Origin of the sequence: Gluconobacter sp., assembly GCF_047723935.1 — a bacterium.
GTDB lineage: Bacteria > Pseudomonadota > Alphaproteobacteria > Acetobacterales > Acetobacteraceae > Gluconobacter.
Genome location: NZ_JBDOBO010000008.1, coordinates 16,489 through 34,096 on the forward strand (window position 1 = coordinate 16,489; position 17,608 = coordinate 34,096).

The following is a 17,608-nucleotide window of genomic DNA, read 5'->3' on the forward strand; positions in this document are numbered from 1 at the left end:
CGCCCTCCTTATGCTGCGCCGGCTGACGTCACGGTTCCGCCAGACGTCGTTGAGCCGCTGGAGACTACCGTCCCGCCCGAGCTGACAGGAGATGACCCGCCGCTGACCACCGATGCAGATCCAGAGGATCCTGCCCCGCTTGTGACGCTCTCAGTCGGAGCTGAAGGCGTAACGGCCTGTTCCGCCACATGAGCGACGAGGCCTGCGCGGCTGCCGTAAAACAGCTGCATCGAGATCGCCAAAAGTGCGGCATCACTGAACTGGCTGGACAGGATCTGGCCGCCACTCACAAAGATGCCCGGCTCATCAGGCTTTTCGATCAGAAGATCGTAAACAGACCCGAGTTCAGAAGCCTGCGGGCTCACCGGATCCGGCATGCCACCGAGCGAACGATACGGCGAAACGGCCGCACGCAGGCCCGCCCCGGTCGTACCAGCGACGGTCTTGATGGCCTCGGACGTACTCAGAGCCACAATCTGGGATCCGGACAGCGCAAAGCGCCCGCTGCCCACAGCGGTCTCCACAAGAGGATAGAATTTCATGAAAGTCCCTTTCAGGGCGTTGTCAGGACGCGGTCCTGGTAGCGGTAGTCCACCATCAGCGAGAACCGGAACCAGTTGCCTTTTTCATCAGCGTCTGGAGGGTCAAACCCTTGGCCGTCGTAGTAGAGGCCTTCTGGCAGCGGGGAGACCGGTACACGGAAGGCTACCGAGAGCGCTTTGCGCATGGTGATGGCTGAGAGTGCCCCGGATCCGCTTTCGACCATCAGGTGCAGCCAGATCTGGCCGGTTTCTTCATCGACAATCTCACCAGCGCCGAAGCGATCGGCAGAAGCGCTTGCCACTTCAAACAGGACAAAAGGTCCATCAGGCGTTGTGCGCTGTTGCTCCAGGGCATCCAGAACCGTCAGCCCAAGGGCAACCCCCGCAGCCTTGGCGCGGTCAAAGGCGTCTTGCCAGACGACGGGAGAGGTCATGTTCCACCTGCTGTAATAAGGGTCCAGCCACAGAGGTTTGCCCCGTCATAGACAGGGGACGCATCCGTCAGCGTGTATTCGCGCACGCCGTCGAACAGGCGGTCTCCCTTGAGGGGAGGTCCATAGCCGGCTGCTGACAGTTCATCGTTCAGGATCTGGGCAATGAAGGCCTGGACCGGCAATGTCGCATCGATCGTGGCGGCCGTCGGCGGCGGGGCATAGCCCACCAGCTCAACGGATTTGCTCTTGTTAGCCGTCACCAGGCGCATCGGGCGGCCCTTGCTGCGGATCTGACGTCGGCGGCGATATGCTCTGTAGCCCATCAGGAAAAACCTGCCGACAAATAGCGTGATAAAAACGCTGCAGCATCAGCAGGCAGGCCGCCTGTAGTAGCGTCCGGCATAGACCAGGACGTAGAGCCTATGCCTTGCTCGCTTTCAGACTTCAGAAGCGGGTCACGATCCTTTGCTGCATAGAAGGACCGCGCTGTCGTCAGCACTGCCTGGCGAATATCTGCTGGCAGTGTGACAGGCAGAAGATTTCCGTCTGGATCCTTCATTCCAGGAACCACCCAGCCTGCCCGATAGGACACTAGATAACGTCCTGGACCCCACCATGAACCATCACCATCCGGAGGGTACAACACCCCCGTAGAGGGGGAAAAATCCCATCCATCAGGAGGGTCTATCAATAGTTGCCCGTGTCGGAGCACGCTGCTCACTGAAAGAGCTGGTCGAACATCCAGAGCAAATGAAGCCAATCGATCGCCCGGCTTTATGCGGATGTGATCCGTATAATCAGCCGCCAGAATTGGTCGGCCAATGTAGCTTTCAACAGCCGCAGATGCTGCCAGAAGCAGGTCTGTAAGAGTTGTATCCTGGGACGCGTCACTGTCTGCGATGGATAACGCTGCCTTGAAATCAGACAGCGCTACGAAGGGCAGCGGATCCGCTGCCCCATCCGTCTGGAGTGTCGTCATGATCGTCTCCAGTTGCCGGATCAGCCGCCTGTGCCACCTGTGGACGCGGTCGTGGCCAGATCAGAAAAACTACCGTTGATCAGGGCTTCCGGACGGTAGATGGCCAGCGCAAGACGCTCTTCGGCCAGAACCGTGACCATGTTCTTGACGAAGTTGTCCCGGTCTTCCGTGGAAATCGTCACTGTTGCGTCTTCACGATCAAAGATCTGCGCTGCAAGACGGAACGCACCCGTCATGAACTTGCCCTGACCCATGGCAAGGCTTTCCGCCACCGGAAGACCCCAGAGAACAGCCCCGTTCAGACCGAGAGGATTGGCGAACACATAACGAAGCTGCGTGTCCTTCGTCAGCGTGATGCTGGCCCAGTCCGTCGGGTTCAGGATGTGACCCGTGGCAGGATACTCGGCCAAAGTGGTCTGAAGCATGGCGAGACGCAGACGATCAATCATCGTCTCATTCTTCACCAGGACGCCTGCTGGCTGCTTGTAGGCAGTCGAAGACGCCATTAGCCCCTTGATGCTGACACCCGAACCGTCACCGTTCAGAAGTGCGTCATCTTCCTTGAAGGCGAGACCGTATCGCAAACGCCCATCAATGTAGCTCTGAAGCATCGGAGCATCAGCCAGGATCTGTTTGGAGGCCATGACCCAGTGAGCGACTGTCCGGATCGGCAGATTTTGCAACGCAAACGCGATGTCAGACTGAGGTTTCGGTGCGGAAGGGTTTTCGGCCACAAAGCCCGCATTATTCGTAAACCCGGTTTCCTGAACATAGTCGATCGAGCCGGACGAAGTATTTCCCGGCATCAGAAGATCACGAATGACAAGCTGACGGTTGGGAACCTGAATGATCTGGGGCTGACGATCCGCAACGACCAGACCTGTGGTTCCAGAAGCACCAGTCGAGCTAGCAGACGTGATATTCTTCACTTCGATCTGGACAGTCCCCTTCCAGTTCGAGGACCGCGCCATAGCGGCTTTGACTTCATCGGACTGGACGAAGCGCTGTCCGATGGAAAGTACCTGCTCGCCTTCATTCCCACGGCCCCGGGAGCCTTTTTGCTCCAGGTCTGTCAGGCGCGCTGCCAGAACGTTCATCTCGGTCAGCGCCTTATCCGCGCTGGCCTTGGTCTCCTTAGTAACTTCCCCGAGGTTTTTCAGTTCAGTCTTGGCCGTCTCAGCAAAGGATTTGACCTGTTCAGTGGCCTTCGTGAGATCAGAGACGGCCTGCTTGTATTCGTTTTCGTTCATCGGTTTCGCCCATAAAAAAAGGCACCCGGAGGTGCCTGAACAACAGAAAAAAAGCTTCTGACAGACGTCAGGAAATGTGTGCCTTCAGCCAGTCACGCATTGTCTTGATCTGCGCGTCCTGACCAGAAATGACAGACGTTGCCAGTGCGCGCATGGCCGGATCTTTCCCGTGATCCAACTCTGCCTGCGCCATAGCGACAGCGCCAACATGATGCGGCACCATCATTGCTGCGAAATCATGATCAGGGTTTCCCGTCATCTTCGCTTTGCTCATGTCGGCATTCATTTCTTTCATTGCCGACGACATCAGATCACCGAACGGCGTTTTCCCGCTTCCTCCCATCGACATTCCTTTGAGATCCGGAAGAGAAAAGCCGGCCAGAAACGAAGATGGGCGCCCCAGACCTGAAAGCGTCTCCAGAACATGCTGGAAATCTTCTGCATACGAAGACTTCCTTGTGATCGGCAGTGCCGCTCCCGTCAGCGCTTCATGCGCTTCCTGAAGATGCTGAAGCATGGCGTCGCATTCTTCCTGCGTTGGCGGATGACCGCCTTTCAGGCTGGCCTGATGCAACCCGATGGCAGCAGCGATCGATGCCGTGGCCTTGTCCGGGATCATGGCCGTTTTCAGTCCCCACCGCTCAAAGCGGCGCTTCATGTCTGTGACTCGAGACGCGGCATTGGATGGGTCATCCACCAGACTCACCTCATGAAGGTTGACCCGGTTGATCTGGCGAGAGGCACCGCTGCCCTGGGCAGCCTTGACGGCCCCGCCCTGGGGAACACTGAAACCAATGGACAGCCCACCAAGCGCACCATCTTTAACCAGACCGTGCAGACGCTTGCCGTAATCGGTGTCCATGCCGGAGAGCTTGCCTTTGAGGTGCAGCCCCTTGCTGTCTTCAGACGCATCGGTCCAGACCCCCGCAGGCAGACCATCGCCGCCGAAAAGCCCGTGCATGACGTGCATGGCAATGGTGCGACCCTGCGCCTTGCGTTCGGCCAGTGTCTGGTTGAATGCGCCCGGCATGACGACATCGCCATGGGAATCAACATTCCCAAAGACGCTGCCGTACCCCTCGAATGTCCCCGGCTCACCCGAAGAGGCAAATTTGACCTCGAAGGGAGCAGCGAGGAAATCGCCATCAAACATCTGGATCTCCTGTTGTGCCGGACGCGGCCGGATCTGGTGACGGCTGACCACCCGGAACGGGCTTCAGCGTGGGCTGAACAGCACTTTTCCCGACATCGGTCAGCGGGATCATCTGCGCCTGAACGGTCAGCACATCTCCGCCCGCCATCGGGGCCATTTCTTCCTTTTCTCGGACCTCATTGGCCGTAAACCAGCCATTCTGCCGTCCCGCAATGTAGAACGCCGTTCTGCCCTGCGTATCGGCCCGCAGGAGGGCATCGACATTGTGCTTGGCAAAGTAGGTCAGTCGATCGGCTGGACTGAGAAGACAGCGGGAAATGGCCTGTTCGATCCGGACCAGCCAGGGCATCAGGCCATATTGCAGAAACCAGAGGTTCATCTGCTCCAGGCCAGAGCCCCAGGCCGTTGATTTCTCCATACTGCCGATCATGACGGGCTGGACGCCAAACCACCGGCAGATGGTCTGGACGTTAAAGGCGCGTGTCTGAAGAAGCTGGGCGGCTTCCGGGTTCAGACCAATGCTTTCAACAGACCAGCCACCTTCAAGAAGTGGCGTTTTCCCTGCATTGATTGCCCCAGTATAGTCTTCCAAGGCAGCCTTCGCCAAACCACGCTGTTCGTTATTCAGATAGGTAGGAGCCTTGATGTAATTCTGGGTCAGGAGACCGTTCTTGAAGGTTCTTCCTGCCGTTTCTTCTGCTGCCATGGCGGAACCAAGGCTTTGCCGGCCCACGGTGATAGGAGAGAGACCCATCAGGCCATCGAACGAGAAACCTTTGATGTGGAAGATCTCGTCTTCCGTTAGCGTCAGATACTGTTGCTGCCAGGCATAGGTGTAGACGAGGCCACCAGTCTTTGAGTCTCGACGCACTGTCATGCGATCAGGCTGGAGCGGATTGAGAGCAATGATAGTTCCATCACCCCGTCTGACCACCTGGGCAAAGGCGTTGCCCCAAGCCAGCAAGCTGGCCACCATGCAGCCCCAGAACTCGACACCCGTCATGTCCGCGTTCGGTTTGTCGTACAGGATCGAGAACAGGGGATGCGATCTGGCCGCATTGGACGTGTTTTCTGTCTCCCGCTCGTAAAGCTTGAGCGGAAGGGATGCGATGGTTTCCGACAGAAGCCGGATACAGGCCCAGACCGTGTCCAACTGGATGGCACTGTCGACCGTGACCAACTGACCAGAGTGACTGGGACCACCCGCCATGAATGCGCCCAGCCGCAGATCTGTCAGGCTGACACCTGTGACAGACAGCGCTATGGCGTTGGCTGCCTTGGTCAGCAGACCAGTGAAGGCTGTTCGCAGAGTCATGCGCTGAGCATTCCCCCTTTCAGGAAGTTATCAATATGCCCCCCTTTGGGTGGCTCCGGGTTTCTGGACATGCAGGCCACGGCATCGAACAAGGCCATCAGGGGGTCGATCTTCTTTCCGCCTGCCAGCTGCTTGGTGATCTCGATATTGTTGCCCCGTGCCTGGGCTTTGGCGTTGCCAACGGCCCAGGCCATGATGGGACGGCCGCCATGATGGAAAGACCCGTCCGCCAGCTTGCGCTCCAGGGTCTTGATTGGCCCGGTGAGCTTCCAGCCCTGACTGACACCGACGATCTGGCTTTCCTCGACCTCTCGGCGGCGAAGCTCAAAGACGATTTCCGCGACCCCGGCTGGATCCAGCCCAACCAGGGCGAGTTTGCCTGATCGGTTGAGGTCTTCGACGATTTCGCCCAGTTCGATGATGTCGTCCTGCATGGTCGTGACCAGCACCAGGTCCTGCTGTCTCTCGAAGTCGAGATAGCGGGGGGCTTCTTCCTTGCGGGTCTTCAGGACGTCACGGAACACCCAGCTGCGTTGCCAATGCAGCCATTCATCAGTTTTGGCATCACAGCCCAGAACGGCCATGGACAGGAAGTCATCCAGACCACCGCCGTCAATGCCGACGACAAGCACCCGCGACCGGTCAATGACCTCGTCGAGAGTGAGTTCATCCTGGCCTTGCACTTCCCAGTATTTTGCGCCGGCCCATGCTTTTTCCCGCAGGGACAATCCGACTTGGACGTTAAGGTGCTTGGCCATCCAGACCCGCAGCGGACCTTCGCCGGCTTCCCTTTGCTGGTCATACTGGCTGGTCAGGAACTCGGTCCCGACCGATAGTCCGAGATTAGGGTTGGTGATGTACCAGTAGTCCGGGTCCTTGTGTTTCTCGGCCTCAATCAGGGTGGCTGGGAACTCATAGATGACCGGGAAGAACCTTTTGTTCTGGATCTTCCCGTCCCGAACAGATCGGGCATAATCCAGCTTCGACTTGAAGACGCCTGCGGGCTCTTCCTCTGACTGGGTGGTCAGATAGATCACGAAACCTTCAGGGCGCGACGAGATGCCGCCCATGGCTTCCATGAGCATGTTCTCGCCTGTCGGCTTCTTGCCGAACTCCCAGAGCTCGTCGACCAGAATGCCGGTCGCCTTCTTGCCGACGACTGCCTGGCCATCAGCGGCCACGACCTTGAGCGTGGCCCCGGTCTGACGATGCTCGATGATGCGATTGTATTTCTGAACATGGAAGATCGCGTCCAGGTCCGGGTCGTTCAAGACCATATCGCGTGCCGGTTTGAAGGCGTTGTCGGCCGCTTCCTTGGTCGGTGCCAGGATCAGGAATTCAGCCGATCGTCGCCAGTTCAGCACCAGCTGGGTCAGCATGACGCCAGCAGCGATAGTAGACTTGGTGTTCTTCTTGCTAACCAGCAGAAAGAACTCGCTGATGCGCCGAAGGCCAGTTTCCGGATCGTAGGACCCGAAGAAAGATTCTGCGAAATCCTTTAGCCAGGGAAGGCATGATTCCCCGATCGTCGGCTCACCCATCACGTCGACGAGCTTCAGGGCATTGAAGACGTCCATGCCCTGTTTGGCCGCTGCCGGGAAAAGCGGCGGGCAGGGGATAATGCTTTCTCTGGCGACAATGCGCTTTTCCCAGTCCAGGCAAGCTGTAGACCAGGATAAAACGGGGAGTTGTGCCGAAAGCGCTGCTGTCCGTTTCGTTCCTGTCTGGCTTGATTTGGTGGCCGTTTTTCGGGACCGGGATGTGGTTTTGAGCGTTGTTTTATCGGCCATTGTTCACCACCAGTTTGGGCTGTGTCATGGGAGCAAACCGGCCGGAGGATGCCTTTTCAGCCTCATCCTTTTGCAGCTCTTTCTTGCCTTTTTTCGCACCAGCTTTGCCGCCCAGAAGTGCGACCGTCTGCGCAATCGTCTTCAGGATATTCGCTCGCATCGAGTGACTGACGGCTTTCATCATTTCAGCCTGACGTCGTGGACTTTTGTCGTCGGCAGTTTCACCACTGATCGTCTCGATGATTTCATCGAGGTGCGCAGTCGAGTGTTCAAGCTCTTCGGTCATACGCCCAGCCAGGCAAAGCAAGCGCTCTTCTAGATCTTCAGGGGCGGCTTCAGCGACGGCAGGGGAGGAGCGTTTTTGCGCAACTGGCTGTTGGTGCGCAGTGGTGCGCACTTTTGGGGTGGAAGTGCGCACCTTTTGCGCGCCTGTTTTCTCCCATCCTTCAGACGCGATGCGCTTGCGCAGGGTGCTTTCGGCAATTCCGAATTTCTTGGCAATCTGGCGGTTTGATAGGGTTCCCGCGCAATAAGCGTTGGCAATTTCCGCCCAGTCTGTTGGCGGTTTCTTCGACATTCTGGACCGTCCTGCGCAGGATGGTGCGCACCTCATTTCGTAATTTCAGGAAAAATTTTCACGCGTGGGACTGGCGCGGTTACGCCCCCTGGGCCGGCCTGAAGATCCGACCCACCCCCTTCAATCCGTACCATTTCGGTATGGTTTGACGTGTCGAGATGAAAAAACGGTAGTTTTCCGCCGTTTTCACCAGTTTTTGGCGGTTCGAATTGCTTTGGCCTGCGCCGTCTTGGCCGTGTGGCACGAACCACAGAGCAGCTGGACGTTCTTCGGGTCCAGCTTCGCACCGCCGTCCTTCAGCTCAACGATGTGATCACCGAAGATCCGGCAGCCCGTGCGGCCACAGCGCTCGCAGACGCGTCCACGCTGTTTGAGGACGGTGGCCATCAGGCCTCGCCATTCCTTCGACACGTAGAACGCATCCGCAGTCTTTGGAGGAACGCGGGCAATGCTGGTGTCCAGCACTGTCAGACCGTTGTTGATGCATCGTAGAAGGCTCATGCCTTGGCGATGTCCAATGGCACCTGAATGAATGCGCCATCAGGTGAGGCGCGTTCGTGAAAACGGATGTAACTGCGAGAGGCATTGACCTTCACCGCGTCGGTGATGGCCTGCATGGCACGCTTCCATTCCTCATCGTCAATCGAAAGTCGGCGCAAGCCAAGGATCTTCGAGACGTTCAGCTTGCCTTCCTTGCCCACGTCAAAGGCATCGGTCACGACAGCGCGGATGTTGGCGTTTCCGCCTTCCGTCCAGCGTGTCAGGCAGCTGTCCACCAGTTCCTTGGCGATCTGGAGTTCAGGGCCGAACGTGATGGTGTCACTGATGGCGATGGTCACGCGCTCGCAGCCGTCATAGGTCGACAGCGTCAGATTGCCCTTCGCGCCGCCTTTCTTGGCTCCATACTGTTCAGCCAGAAGGTCCAGAAAGGCCCGGATATCGCTGTCCGCATCCTCACGAAACTGGCGCATCAGCTCACGAATGGCGCGGGCACGCTCGAAGAGCTTCTTGACCAGTTCGTCCTGGAGAAGGTCTTCCGGCTTCACGTTCGCACGCGGGACAAGGCGTCCAGCGGAATCCTTCATGTAATCGTCGGGATTATGGCTCATGCCTGTTCTCGCTTGCGCTTGGCCTCAACTGCGCGGGCGCGGCGTGCCTCGGCAGCGGCCCAGATCTTCATTCCTGGCATCCGGGCATGGTGCGCCGTGCGTTCGTAGCGCTCGGCTGCGCGGGCCCAGAAGTCCACATGCTCGGCCCGGATCTCGGCTGGTGTCTCAGGGCGTCGTCGGTATCGGGTGCTCATAGCGCTCTCCAATAATGGCCGACGCCGCCGCTTCGTGAGGCGTCAGTCCTTCAGGTAATTGCCGCCGCCATCGCCCTCTCGGACGTGGGCGTATCGTGTGGTGGTCTTCAGGTCGGAATGCCCCAAAGTCTGCTGGACAACATGGGCGGGTGCGCCGTTGTCCAATGCGTGTGAGGCATGGGCGTGCCGGAACCAGTGCGCAGAGGCATCAGGCAATCCGGCACGCTTCGCCGCCCGCTTCACGAGGCGATGTGCTGCTCTCAAGTGAAGCGGGCTCCCATCGTGACCGGGGACAACAGGCGTATCGGGACGCCAGTCGTCTGCTCTCACAGCCACGATTTCTTTCCACAGCTTTGCGCGAACAGACACATGCCGTGTCTTGTTCCCCTTGCCGAACACGGAGGCCACGCCTCCCTGTTGACGCCGTGTCATGTCTCGCCATTTGAGGGCGCACATCTCTGAGATGCGCAGCCCCATGTAATAAAGGACATTCAGAGCAACCTGCTTTCGTGGGCAGGGCTCCATGTCGATGATGCGCCGCACTTCCTCTTCCGTGAGGATCCGCTCACTGAGACAATCGCGTCCACGCTCCAGGCGAAGCGCTGCGCCAACGTCCACATCCAGAAAACCAACGCGGACCCCAAAGGCCAGAGCCGATTTGACGGATGCCAGCTTTCGCCGGCGCGTGGCGTCTGATCCTGTGAGGCTGTCAAACCAGCCTTGCAGGTCATCCAGGACAACATCCGCAAGCGGCTTGCCTGTCCAATGGCGGAACGCGTCCACATCCGCACGATAAGCGCGGGACGTGTTCGCAGACCGGTTGTGGAGCCACATATTCACGAGGCGATCGTCATCAGAGATACGGGGCCTTTTCGCGTCCGTCGCTGGCGCCATTGGCCCAACTCTCCGACAAGTAATTGAATTATAAAGGTTTCCGATCCTGCGGAGACCCTGAAAAACCGTCAGATAACGCTGATTATCTGACGGGTTATGAACCCATCCAGAGGGTTATCTGACACTCTGTCCTGATAGGCTTGTCAGATAACTCTGGGTTATCGTGTCGGCTTTTGCTCTGGTCAGTCAGAAGGCGATCCGCCTTTCTTTCGACCACGATCACCCAGCTTAGGACCGCGTGCCAGGACAGATTGATACAATCCTGAGCCACCAGCTTCTATCGCCTGGGCTTCGAGATCCCGACCAAAGCTTGCGAGGATTTTTCGTATGGTTGCGGGACTGGCCTGCATGACGCGGCTGTCCCAGGTGTTGCTGTGCCAGCGATGATCTGTGCACCGAACGACCGTAGAACCTGCCAATCGCAGGAATTTTTCGCGCTTTCCGCCCCAGACTGAGACATCGGCGCGATGGATAAAGGTGCGATTGAAGATGACGGGCACGCAAAGTGCCCGCGCACCATCGACCGCCAGCACAAAATAGTGCTGCGCGCCGCGACGGCACACGTCGCCTGCGCTCGCAGGTGCGAGTGTCCGCATTTCTGATTCACTTTTGGGGGAGGCGAAACGCCAATAAAAAAGACGTGGACCGTTTCCAGTCACACGCCTATCGATGAGTTTAGAGTTTTACTGTCCAAATCTGTTTCAGGTCAACAGGTTTTTAGTGAATTTTGTTTCCTTCATAGTAATCAGCAAGCTGCTCCAGAAGCAGTTCGATCGCACCAGTCATGCCCTGGCGGTTCTTCCCGTAAAGCTCGGAAATTCTTGCCACTGAAAGTCCATCCAGAACGAGCAGAACAAGAAGATCACCAGCATATCGCCCTAAAGTCCGCCGAACTCCTTCACAGCGTGCGACGGCAAACGATCTGGCCAGAAGAGAGTCTTCCAGCGTTCCTTGTCCCGATGACCTGATCTCTGGATTGGAAGCACCCATGATCCCAGTCTCGAAATCGCGCGCCCATCGCTGTGCGCTTTCAACGTGTCGTTGAGTAATCGTTCCTGACCGCAAAAGTCCGTAAAGACCAGCACCACGACGTAGCACTTCGATCGGTGGTTTGTTCTTGCCTTGGTCAAGTTCTGCCAAGGTAAAGCGGTTGATCCATGCTCCCATAAGTGGGACGATATCTTCTCTAACTTTTTGAGTTGCCTCAGCGGCAGTAGTCATTTGCATTCCACGTTCATGTGGGGTTGCGCTTACAAAATCGGCCGTCGGCATCCCGGTTCGATGTGAGCCGAGCCAGACGGGCCTGGAGGGTGACAATCTCCAGGGCTTGGTTCGCTACTGTCTTTGCCATTGTGTCAGCGCGCTGTTGCGCCTGGTCGCGTTCGAGGCAGACAGTATCGAATTCGGAATGGGTGAGGCGGGCAATGGCGCGTCTGAAAAACATGCGTCAGATCAAGCCCAGAGCAGGATACGCACCAGTATACCCATGCTCGAAGACAAACCAGGCATAGGCGGTAGAGCCGTTCTTGGCTTTTACCCCAAGTCCACCTGGCGGCATCGACACGCGGCGGCTTGAAACCCAGACGCGCGCTAGACCCTTGCCCTCAAACCACACCTTTTTTTTCTGCCCTTCGAGAAAGGCCAGCCGTAGAATGACCACAACCCTATCGGTCGTGTGAGCAAGTGCGGTCTCGATAAATTCCTTTTCTTCCCCGCCGTAAGGAGGATTACTGATCACACTATCCGGCTTCAGAGCAGCAAGCGTGATTCCATAGTCCCCAATGCGAAACCGTCCGTTAGATCGGTCGATCAGGTCAGCCCCCAGGCACTCTTGAACGCTGGCCCCTGATGGGTGCTTTACCAGGGTATCCGGAATTGTGCCGCCACCACAGCAAGGATCCATAACCCTGCCTTGAAACGGGCGTTCCGCCTGAAGCATTGCATCCACAACCCAGCTCTCTTCGACGTACCAGTTATGCTTTTGCCGTTCATATCCGGAAGCTCTCATGCGGCTTGCTCCTGCGGACGGTACCAGGAAAGATACGCATCTCGCTCAACGGCACATGAGGGAAGCCCGTTGGCCTTCGCAACATCCGGCCAGTCCCGCATCAGTGCTGTGAAATCGCGGTTTTCAGCCAGCATTTCAGTCCGGAGCTTCTGTGCCCTGGCATAATCATCCAGCGCTTTGCTTTCCCAGCCCGCAAGCGTGGGGGCTGGTGGTGCTGGTTCGGTTGACACGCCGGCCTGATAGTCAGCAAAGAAACGCTCAATCGGTTTACAGAAAGCGCCCATTCGGTTGGCAGTATCGCCGTTTAGAGCCATTTTTTCAGCGTGCTGCTTTACAGCTTCAACCAAAATATCCGCAGGAACACCTTCCCGAAGGAAGCGACCGCAGATGCTCTTGGCAAAACCGGCCTGACCATCAGGGAGGCGTCCAATTTTGAGAACGCGGGCCACAGTCTGCGAGATCAGGGCTTCTGGAATTTCAAGAGCCGGCTTTTCGGTTTGAGTTTCCAGATCGGTTTCGGTTTTGGTTTCTGCCGGTTTCGTAGATTTAGAATTAGAAAGGTTATTATCTCTCTCTAACTCTAGATCTACGGGAAACCCAGAAACCGGTTTCGAAACTGAAACCCCGGAAACCAAAACCGTTTTTGAAAACTGGGTTAGGTTTTCGGTTTCTGAATTACGCCCACCAGAAACAGCTGACAGGAGACGCATTTCACGCTGCTGGTTAGCTTCATGCTCCCGACGTAGACGAGCCTCTTCCGGCGTCTCCCCCTTGCGAGGGCGGCCGCCCTTGCCGGCATTGGCACGGGACGTCATGGCCTTCACACCAGCATCAGGAGCGAATTCCCCGGCCGCCTGGCGGGCTTGGAACTCTTCCAGGTGCCGTTGCCGCTCGGCGCGCGCTTCAGCGCGTTCCAGGCGGCGGATATGGCGTTCTACGAGATGAGGGCTGTAAAGCGCCCCGTCTTCATCGCGCAGGATAAAGCGGGTGAACTCGAGTTCCGGCAAAACACGCTGCAGCACATCGACATTCTCGCACGCCATCTGCGCCACCTGGGCATCGTCCAGCGCACGGCCGCCAACGCGGAACACGACGTCACGAGCTGCTTTGAGCGCATCCATGAGCGAATGAAAAACGCCGCGCTGTTCGGCCGGGAGAACCTTCAGGAAGGCCATTGACGGAACATTGTCCCGGTCAAACGTAGTTGGGATCTGGATCGTCATGCCAGCGCCCCCTTCTTGATACGAGACCGAACGGCACGAAGGCCGTGGCTTACTGCCGTTTGCAGCTTGCAGAGTTCGGCTTCGAGTTCGACAGCTTCACCATCATCGATGACGCCGTCAGCCATGATACGAACTGTCGTGGTCATGGTATCGCCTGCGCGCTTGGCCACCAGTTCCATGCTGGACGGAATATGGCCTTCCCCAACGTGGATTGGGACCAGAATATATCCTTCTGCTTGAGCCATGACCGTCAGAATCGTGGGGTCTCCATTAGAGACATCCAAAGCGACGGCAACATCAGCAGGAATAATCGAAGGCGAATGGTCCTTTTGATACTCAGAAATTCGTGCTCGACTGACTCGGGTAGCCGCAGCAGCAGGATCGACACCGCGAGCAAAAGCTACTGCCCGACGAGTAGCGCTTTTGAGCTCGTAGAACAGGCTCATGCGCAGTCTCCCTTCGCAGTGGTCGAGGACTCGCGTCCCCGACCACGATCGTCCATCCTGTAGTCACCACAACCAACAGGAGACGATTCCGGTGTCCGTGAAATTGTATTTGAAAGATTATTCGATAGACACGAAGACGTGGGATCAAAGTCCCAAGTTTCGTGCGACATGTGATCTGGTAGACGGCGGGAACGACCGGTACGGCACGCTGACGTTGGACGTTTCTCTCCCGCTTGAAGACCGCACAACCATTGACGAAGTTGAAGCCCAGAAGCTCCTTCACGAGTTGCTGCAAGACGTAAGGCTGTCAGGAAGAAGTGGAACTGCCTCTCGCTGATAGTAATGGTCAGGTCGCTGTCGGCATTACACAGGTGAAGCCCATCAAGGTCTGCGCGTTCAAAATTGCTCATGTTCTTGACAAGACACAGGCGTATTCCGAGGGGTAAATTCTCAACCTCGGAATAGCCTTTCCAGCCATCGTAAAGATAAGAGGGAAAGCCTCCCGCCTCTATTTCTGAAGCATGTGTAGATGCCGAGACAGCATCTTGCTGACGGCGGCATGAGCGGAGTTTACGCTTAAGGATATGAAAAATGCTCATGCTGGACTTCCAATAAGCATAGTCGAGGACTCGCGCCCTCGACTACGATCGGCCATCCTGTGTTTGTCACAACCAACAGGAGACGATTCCGTGAGTGAATTTACTATTGCGGAGCGGCTGACAGCACTTGAACGACAGACGCAGCTATTAGTCGAAGGGCTGAATGCAGTCAGTAATGACAAGGTGCCGCGAATGAGCTTGAGAAAGTTCGAAGCTATTTCTTCATTGCTGTCAGGAACCGCGATAGACGCGATTGTTGATGACGACGAGATTAGCGACATTGAAGGCGCTATATACGACGCCAAAAAATTCTCTGAGAACGCGAGCCAAGAAGTCCGACGTATGCGTGCGGCCTTGGACGTGAACCGCTTTCTCATCGTCAAGCTGCTGCTGGCTAACCCCCATGAGAGCGCAAACGAGATTCTTGGCTCAGCCGCTGAATTTGTTGACGGAGCTGATACAGGCGCAATGGCTCGTAGATATTCAGGGCTTGAGCAGCGTGCAGCACACAAAGAACTTGAGGAGTTCAAGAAGATTTTGGAGGCGGTTGAGTAACTCTCCAAGACAGCATCTTGCTGACGGCAGCATGAGCGAAGCTTACGCTTGAGAGAATGAAGAATCCTCATGCCGCCTTTCCTGCCATCGGACGCACAATGATTTCTTCTGGCCAACGTGTATTTGTTGGCCAGTTAGAGGAGAAGAACTCGACAACACGGTTAAGGGTATCAACTCGGCAGCCCCCTCCTGTGCGGAGACGCGCAAAGAAATTTCCGTCGCACCCTGCGAGGTTAGCTATGCGAGCTTCTGAAAGTCCGCGAGCTGTCGCCATGGTTTCAGCTAGGCAAACGAGTTGTTTCCGATAATCCAGCATCATCTCTCCAAATGCGATACTTTCATCGCATCTGGTACGATACTCATATCGCACGACAATGACAAGGCGATGCGACAGAATTATCGCATGAGCTACGAACTCCTTTTGGCCCGTATAAAAGAGCGTCTAGACGCTACCGGTATGTCCGAGCGAAAGGCGTGCATAACTGCTGGTGTGGGTTTGAACACAATAAGGCATATGCGCGCACGAGGGCATGCTCCTAAGCCGGCAAACCTTCAGAAGCTCGCTGTGGCTTTAGGTGTGAACCCTTCTTACTTCTTGGATGTCGCAGCAGGCGATGCATCCATGGAAAGCTTCAAACCCTCTGAAACCCAAGAGGTGCCAGTAGGTACTGTGTTTGTAAAAGGCGCGGTCCAGGCAGGGCTTTGGCAGGAGGCGCTAGAGTGGTCGGCAGAGGATTGGAAAGCGATTAATGTTCCTGCTGATGATCGCTACCTCGGAGTTGAGCGATTTGGTCTCTTGGTGCGCGGGAGCAGCATGAACCGTGTGTATCCAGAAGGCAGCATCGCTATTGCGGTTCGCACTGATTGCATAGGCAGAATGCCACGAAGCGGAGAGCGAGTTGTTGTCCTAAAGAGGGGTGAAAGTGGTCTAGAGGCTACGATCAAAAAATATGAAGAAGCGGCGGACGGTAGGCGCATTTTATGGCCGGAAAGTTATGATCCTGCCTTCCAAACCCCAGTGATCTTAGATGATGTGGCGCAAGCGATATCCCAGGACGGACATGATGCCGATCATGGCTGCGCGTTGGATCTGGAGGTTATCGCGATCGTCGTGGGAAGTTATCGACCTGAATAAAATGCGATAGTTTTGTCGCATTTCCTCTTGATGGCGATAAAACTATCGCATAACGATATCTCTATCGCGCCGATGCGATGGAGATCGATATGTCATTGCCCGCAGGTGAGGCGCGCCAGTCTCACGCCCTTATCAGTTTCGACGTTGCGAGAGCGCTCATCATCCTGCGCCGCAACCTGCCAGACAGCTTTCAGGACCTTTCAGGTCTAAAGCTCGCTGCATCCCGCGCTTATGTCCCGGTCTTTGTCATGCTTGGCGAAGCAGACCACTGGGACATGATTGCGAACTACGCCACCCAGCATCATGACCCGATGATACCGAACGGGATCCGGTGGGCGTTCGTGACGGTTTTCCGCGACATCGCGAACACATGGCGCTGCCGTGCGCCTTCGCGCCAGCTGACCCATGACCTGGGAGCTGCAGCATGATTGCCCAGATCCTCATAACGGTAACCGTATTTGTTCTTGGCTTCTGGGCGGGCAAGGCTGTTGAGTGCGCCCAGTGGAAGCTGGGTATACGGAGGTATAACGCTGATTTCCTGATCGGAACCAGGTCCAACAATTCCGGGGGGCGCCCTCGAAAGAGTGAGACTAGGGAACAGGCCTGCCAGCGTCGGCAGGGAGGGCAGAGCTGATGCGTCCGCTTCATCCTCTCCTGCGCGGGCATACCGATCAGACATTTGCAGAATATCTGTCTGACCGCCCGCTGGCAGTTCAACAGAAAGCACGGGAGCGGCGCGTGTGCCTGGTGCACGCACGCGCAAGAGCTGCTGATGCGTCTATTCCAGGCATTGCCAAGGCGTATGCCGCAACGGCTGAAGCTGTTGAGGCGGAACTGGTCGCGCTGCTGCACGCCACGAAGCCGGCAGAGGCCATCCCGTTTCCGGAGCCGCCGATGCGCGGTCCTCAGACCATGCAAGATCTGATGATGCGCACTGAGGCCGCAAAGGCATCCGGTCGCCTTGCTGGCTTCCTGCGCTTTTGCACCGACCTTCTGCCAGGAGGGCGCGATGTCCACTGAAGCGAAAGCGCCGGAAATGTTTACGGTTTGCATGCTTGGCGTTCGCCCTCGGCCATACGCTGGCCAGCGTTACACCGACTACAAAGACGCCGAGCAGCAGGCCAAAGACGACGTCCGCGAGACGCTATGTGACCACGATATCTATCTGGGTAATCGCCTGGTCGCCACGGTCTGCTCACCGTCCTTCGCAGGGAAAATCAAAATCGATCTGACTGAACTTGGGAGCAACTTCGCATGACAAACAAGCAAAAGAATCACTTTGCTGATGCAAAGTCAGTTCTAAGAGCAGCTTTAGACAGTGAAAGCGAAACTGTAACTCTCACTCGTGATCAGATCGTAGAGCTTTATAAATCTCGACCACAGATGCGGCCCTTGCGGCGGGTTT

The 17,608-nt window shown here is 56.7% G+C and carries 25 protein-coding genes; 6 read left to right on the plus strand and 19 right to left on the minus strand.

All coding sequences use genetic code 11. From position 1 onward, the window contains the following. Positions 1-8: 8 nt before the first annotated feature. The 19 genes from ABF979_RS05535 to ABF979_RS05625 all read right to left on the minus strand — a co-directional run bounded on the left by ABF979_RS05535 (position 9) and on the right by ABF979_RS05625 (position 13,914). Entirely contained in the window at positions 9-542 is a 534-nt protein-coding gene (locus ABF979_RS05535) for a hypothetical protein (protein WP_415558385.1), read from the minus strand. 11 nt (positions 543-553) lie between these two features. Next, entirely contained in the window at positions 554-976 is a 423-nt protein-coding gene (locus ABF979_RS05540) for a hypothetical protein (RefSeq protein ID WP_415558387.1), read from the minus strand. After that, the gene (locus tag ABF979_RS05545) at positions 973-1,299 is read right to left on the minus strand and encodes a hypothetical protein (protein ID WP_415558389.1); all 327 of its coding nucleotides are present in this window, start codon (positions 1,297-1,299) and stop codon (positions 973-975) included. Before ABF979_RS05545 ends, ABF979_RS05540 begins: the two co-directional genes overlap by 4 nt. After that, complete coding sequence (locus ABF979_RS05550) at positions 1,299-1,955, minus strand: head-tail connector protein (protein WP_415558390.1); 657 nt, start codon at positions 1,953-1,955, stop codon at positions 1,299-1,301. Before ABF979_RS05550 ends, ABF979_RS05545 begins: the two co-directional genes overlap by 1 nt. A gap of 20 nt (positions 1,956-1,975) precedes the next feature. Continuing rightward, the gene (locus ABF979_RS05555; RefSeq protein WP_415558392.1) at positions 1,976-3,205 is read right to left on the minus strand and encodes a phage major capsid protein; all 1,230 of its coding nucleotides are present in this window, start codon (positions 3,203-3,205) and stop codon (positions 1,976-1,978) included. A 67-nt stretch (positions 3,206-3,272) separates the two neighbouring features. After that, positions 3,273-4,358, minus strand: a complete 1,086-nt coding sequence (locus ABF979_RS05560; protein ID WP_415558394.1) for an HK97 family phage prohead protease — start codon at positions 4,356-4,358, stop codon at positions 3,273-3,275. Further along, entirely contained in the window at positions 4,351-5,673 is a 1,323-nt protein-coding gene (locus ABF979_RS05565) for a phage portal protein (protein ID WP_415558396.1), read from the minus strand. The genes ABF979_RS05560 and ABF979_RS05565 overlap by 8 nt, the downstream gene beginning before the upstream one ends. Further along, positions 5,670-7,463, minus strand: a complete 1,794-nt coding sequence (locus tag ABF979_RS05570) for a terminase large subunit (protein ID WP_415558398.1) — start codon at positions 7,461-7,463, stop codon at positions 5,670-5,672. Before ABF979_RS05570 ends, ABF979_RS05565 begins: the two co-directional genes overlap by 4 nt. Further along, complete coding sequence (locus tag ABF979_RS05575) at positions 7,453-8,040, minus strand: terminase (protein WP_415558400.1); 588 nt, start codon at positions 8,038-8,040, stop codon at positions 7,453-7,455. The genes ABF979_RS05570 and ABF979_RS05575 overlap by 11 nt, the downstream gene beginning before the upstream one ends. A 186-nt stretch (positions 8,041-8,226) precedes the next feature. Next, entirely contained in the window at positions 8,227-8,541 is a 315-nt protein-coding gene (locus ABF979_RS05580; protein WP_415558402.1) for an HNH endonuclease, read from the minus strand. Then, positions 8,538-9,149, minus strand: a complete 612-nt coding sequence (locus ABF979_RS05585) for a DUF3164 family protein (RefSeq protein WP_215750679.1) — start codon at positions 9,147-9,149, stop codon at positions 8,538-8,540. Before ABF979_RS05585 ends, ABF979_RS05580 begins: the two co-directional genes overlap by 4 nt. After that, on the minus strand, positions 9,146-9,343 hold the full coding sequence (locus tag ABF979_RS05590; RefSeq protein WP_415558404.1) for a hypothetical protein: 198 nt from the start codon (positions 9,341-9,343) through the stop codon (positions 9,146-9,148). The genes ABF979_RS05585 and ABF979_RS05590 overlap by 4 nt, the downstream gene beginning before the upstream one ends. Before the next feature lie 42 nt (positions 9,344-9,385). Next, positions 9,386-10,237, minus strand: coding sequence for a tyrosine-type recombinase/integrase (locus tag ABF979_RS05595; RefSeq protein ID WP_415558406.1), 852 nt, complete (start codon positions 10,235-10,237; stop codon positions 9,386-9,388). A gap of 182 nt (positions 10,238-10,419) precedes the next feature. Continuing rightward, a complete protein-coding gene (locus ABF979_RS05600) occupies positions 10,420-10,833 on the minus strand; it encodes a hypothetical protein (RefSeq protein ID WP_244974459.1) in 414 nt (137 codons plus the stop codon). Between the two features lie 121 nt (positions 10,834-10,954). Further along, on the minus strand, positions 10,955-11,458 hold the full coding sequence (locus ABF979_RS05605; protein ID WP_415558408.1) for a hypothetical protein: 504 nt from the start codon (positions 11,456-11,458) through the stop codon (positions 10,955-10,957). 13 nt (positions 11,459-11,471) lie between these two features. Further along, positions 11,472-11,681 carry a hypothetical protein gene (locus ABF979_RS05610; protein WP_415558409.1) on the minus strand — a complete coding sequence of 70 codons (210 nt, stop codon included), beginning with the start codon at positions 11,679-11,681 and terminating at the stop codon, positions 11,472-11,474. A gap of 3 nt (positions 11,682-11,684) precedes the next feature. Beyond that, positions 11,685-12,245 carry a hypothetical protein gene (locus ABF979_RS05615; RefSeq protein ID WP_415558411.1) on the minus strand — a complete coding sequence of 187 codons (561 nt, stop codon included), beginning with the start codon at positions 12,243-12,245 and terminating at the stop codon, positions 11,685-11,687. Next, positions 12,242-13,468, minus strand: a complete 1,227-nt coding sequence (locus ABF979_RS05620) for a hypothetical protein (RefSeq protein ID WP_415558413.1) — start codon at positions 13,466-13,468, stop codon at positions 12,242-12,244. Before ABF979_RS05620 ends, ABF979_RS05615 begins: the two co-directional genes overlap by 4 nt. After that, on the minus strand, positions 13,465-13,914 hold the full coding sequence (locus tag ABF979_RS05625) for a hypothetical protein (protein ID WP_415558414.1): 450 nt from the start codon (positions 13,912-13,914) through the stop codon (positions 13,465-13,467). The genes ABF979_RS05620 and ABF979_RS05625 overlap by 4 nt, the downstream gene beginning before the upstream one ends. Positions 13,915-14,011: 97 nt before the next feature. On the opposite strand from ABF979_RS05625, the gene ABF979_RS05630 reads away from it, so the two are divergent. From ABF979_RS05630 to ABF979_RS05655, 6 genes are all read left to right on the plus strand, one after another. Next, positions 14,012-14,251 (plus strand): hypothetical protein, encoded by a 240-nt coding sequence (locus ABF979_RS05630; RefSeq protein ID WP_415558416.1) that lies wholly within the window; start codon positions 14,012-14,014, stop codon positions 14,249-14,251. Positions 14,252-14,603: 352 nt separating this feature from the next. Continuing rightward, positions 14,604-15,068 (plus strand): hypothetical protein, encoded by a 465-nt coding sequence (locus tag ABF979_RS05635; RefSeq protein ID WP_415558417.1) that lies wholly within the window; start codon positions 14,604-14,606, stop codon positions 15,066-15,068. Positions 15,069-15,471: 403 nt separating this feature from the next. Next, positions 15,472-16,203, plus strand: coding sequence for a LexA family protein (locus ABF979_RS05640; RefSeq protein ID WP_415558419.1), 732 nt, complete (start codon positions 15,472-15,474; stop codon positions 16,201-16,203). A gap of 89 nt (positions 16,204-16,292) precedes the next feature. Next, a complete protein-coding gene (locus ABF979_RS05645; RefSeq protein ID WP_415558420.1) occupies positions 16,293-16,631 on the plus strand; it encodes a hypothetical protein in 339 nt (112 codons plus the stop codon). Between the two features lie 205 nt (positions 16,632-16,836). Continuing rightward, positions 16,837-17,223 (plus strand): hypothetical protein, encoded by a 387-nt coding sequence (locus ABF979_RS05650; protein ID WP_415558422.1) that lies wholly within the window; start codon positions 16,837-16,839, stop codon positions 17,221-17,223. Next, on the plus strand, positions 17,213-17,461 hold the full coding sequence (locus ABF979_RS05655) for a hypothetical protein (protein ID WP_415558424.1): 249 nt from the start codon (positions 17,213-17,215) through the stop codon (positions 17,459-17,461). Before ABF979_RS05650 ends, ABF979_RS05655 begins: the two co-directional genes overlap by 11 nt. Positions 17,462-17,608 lie beyond the last annotated feature (147 nt).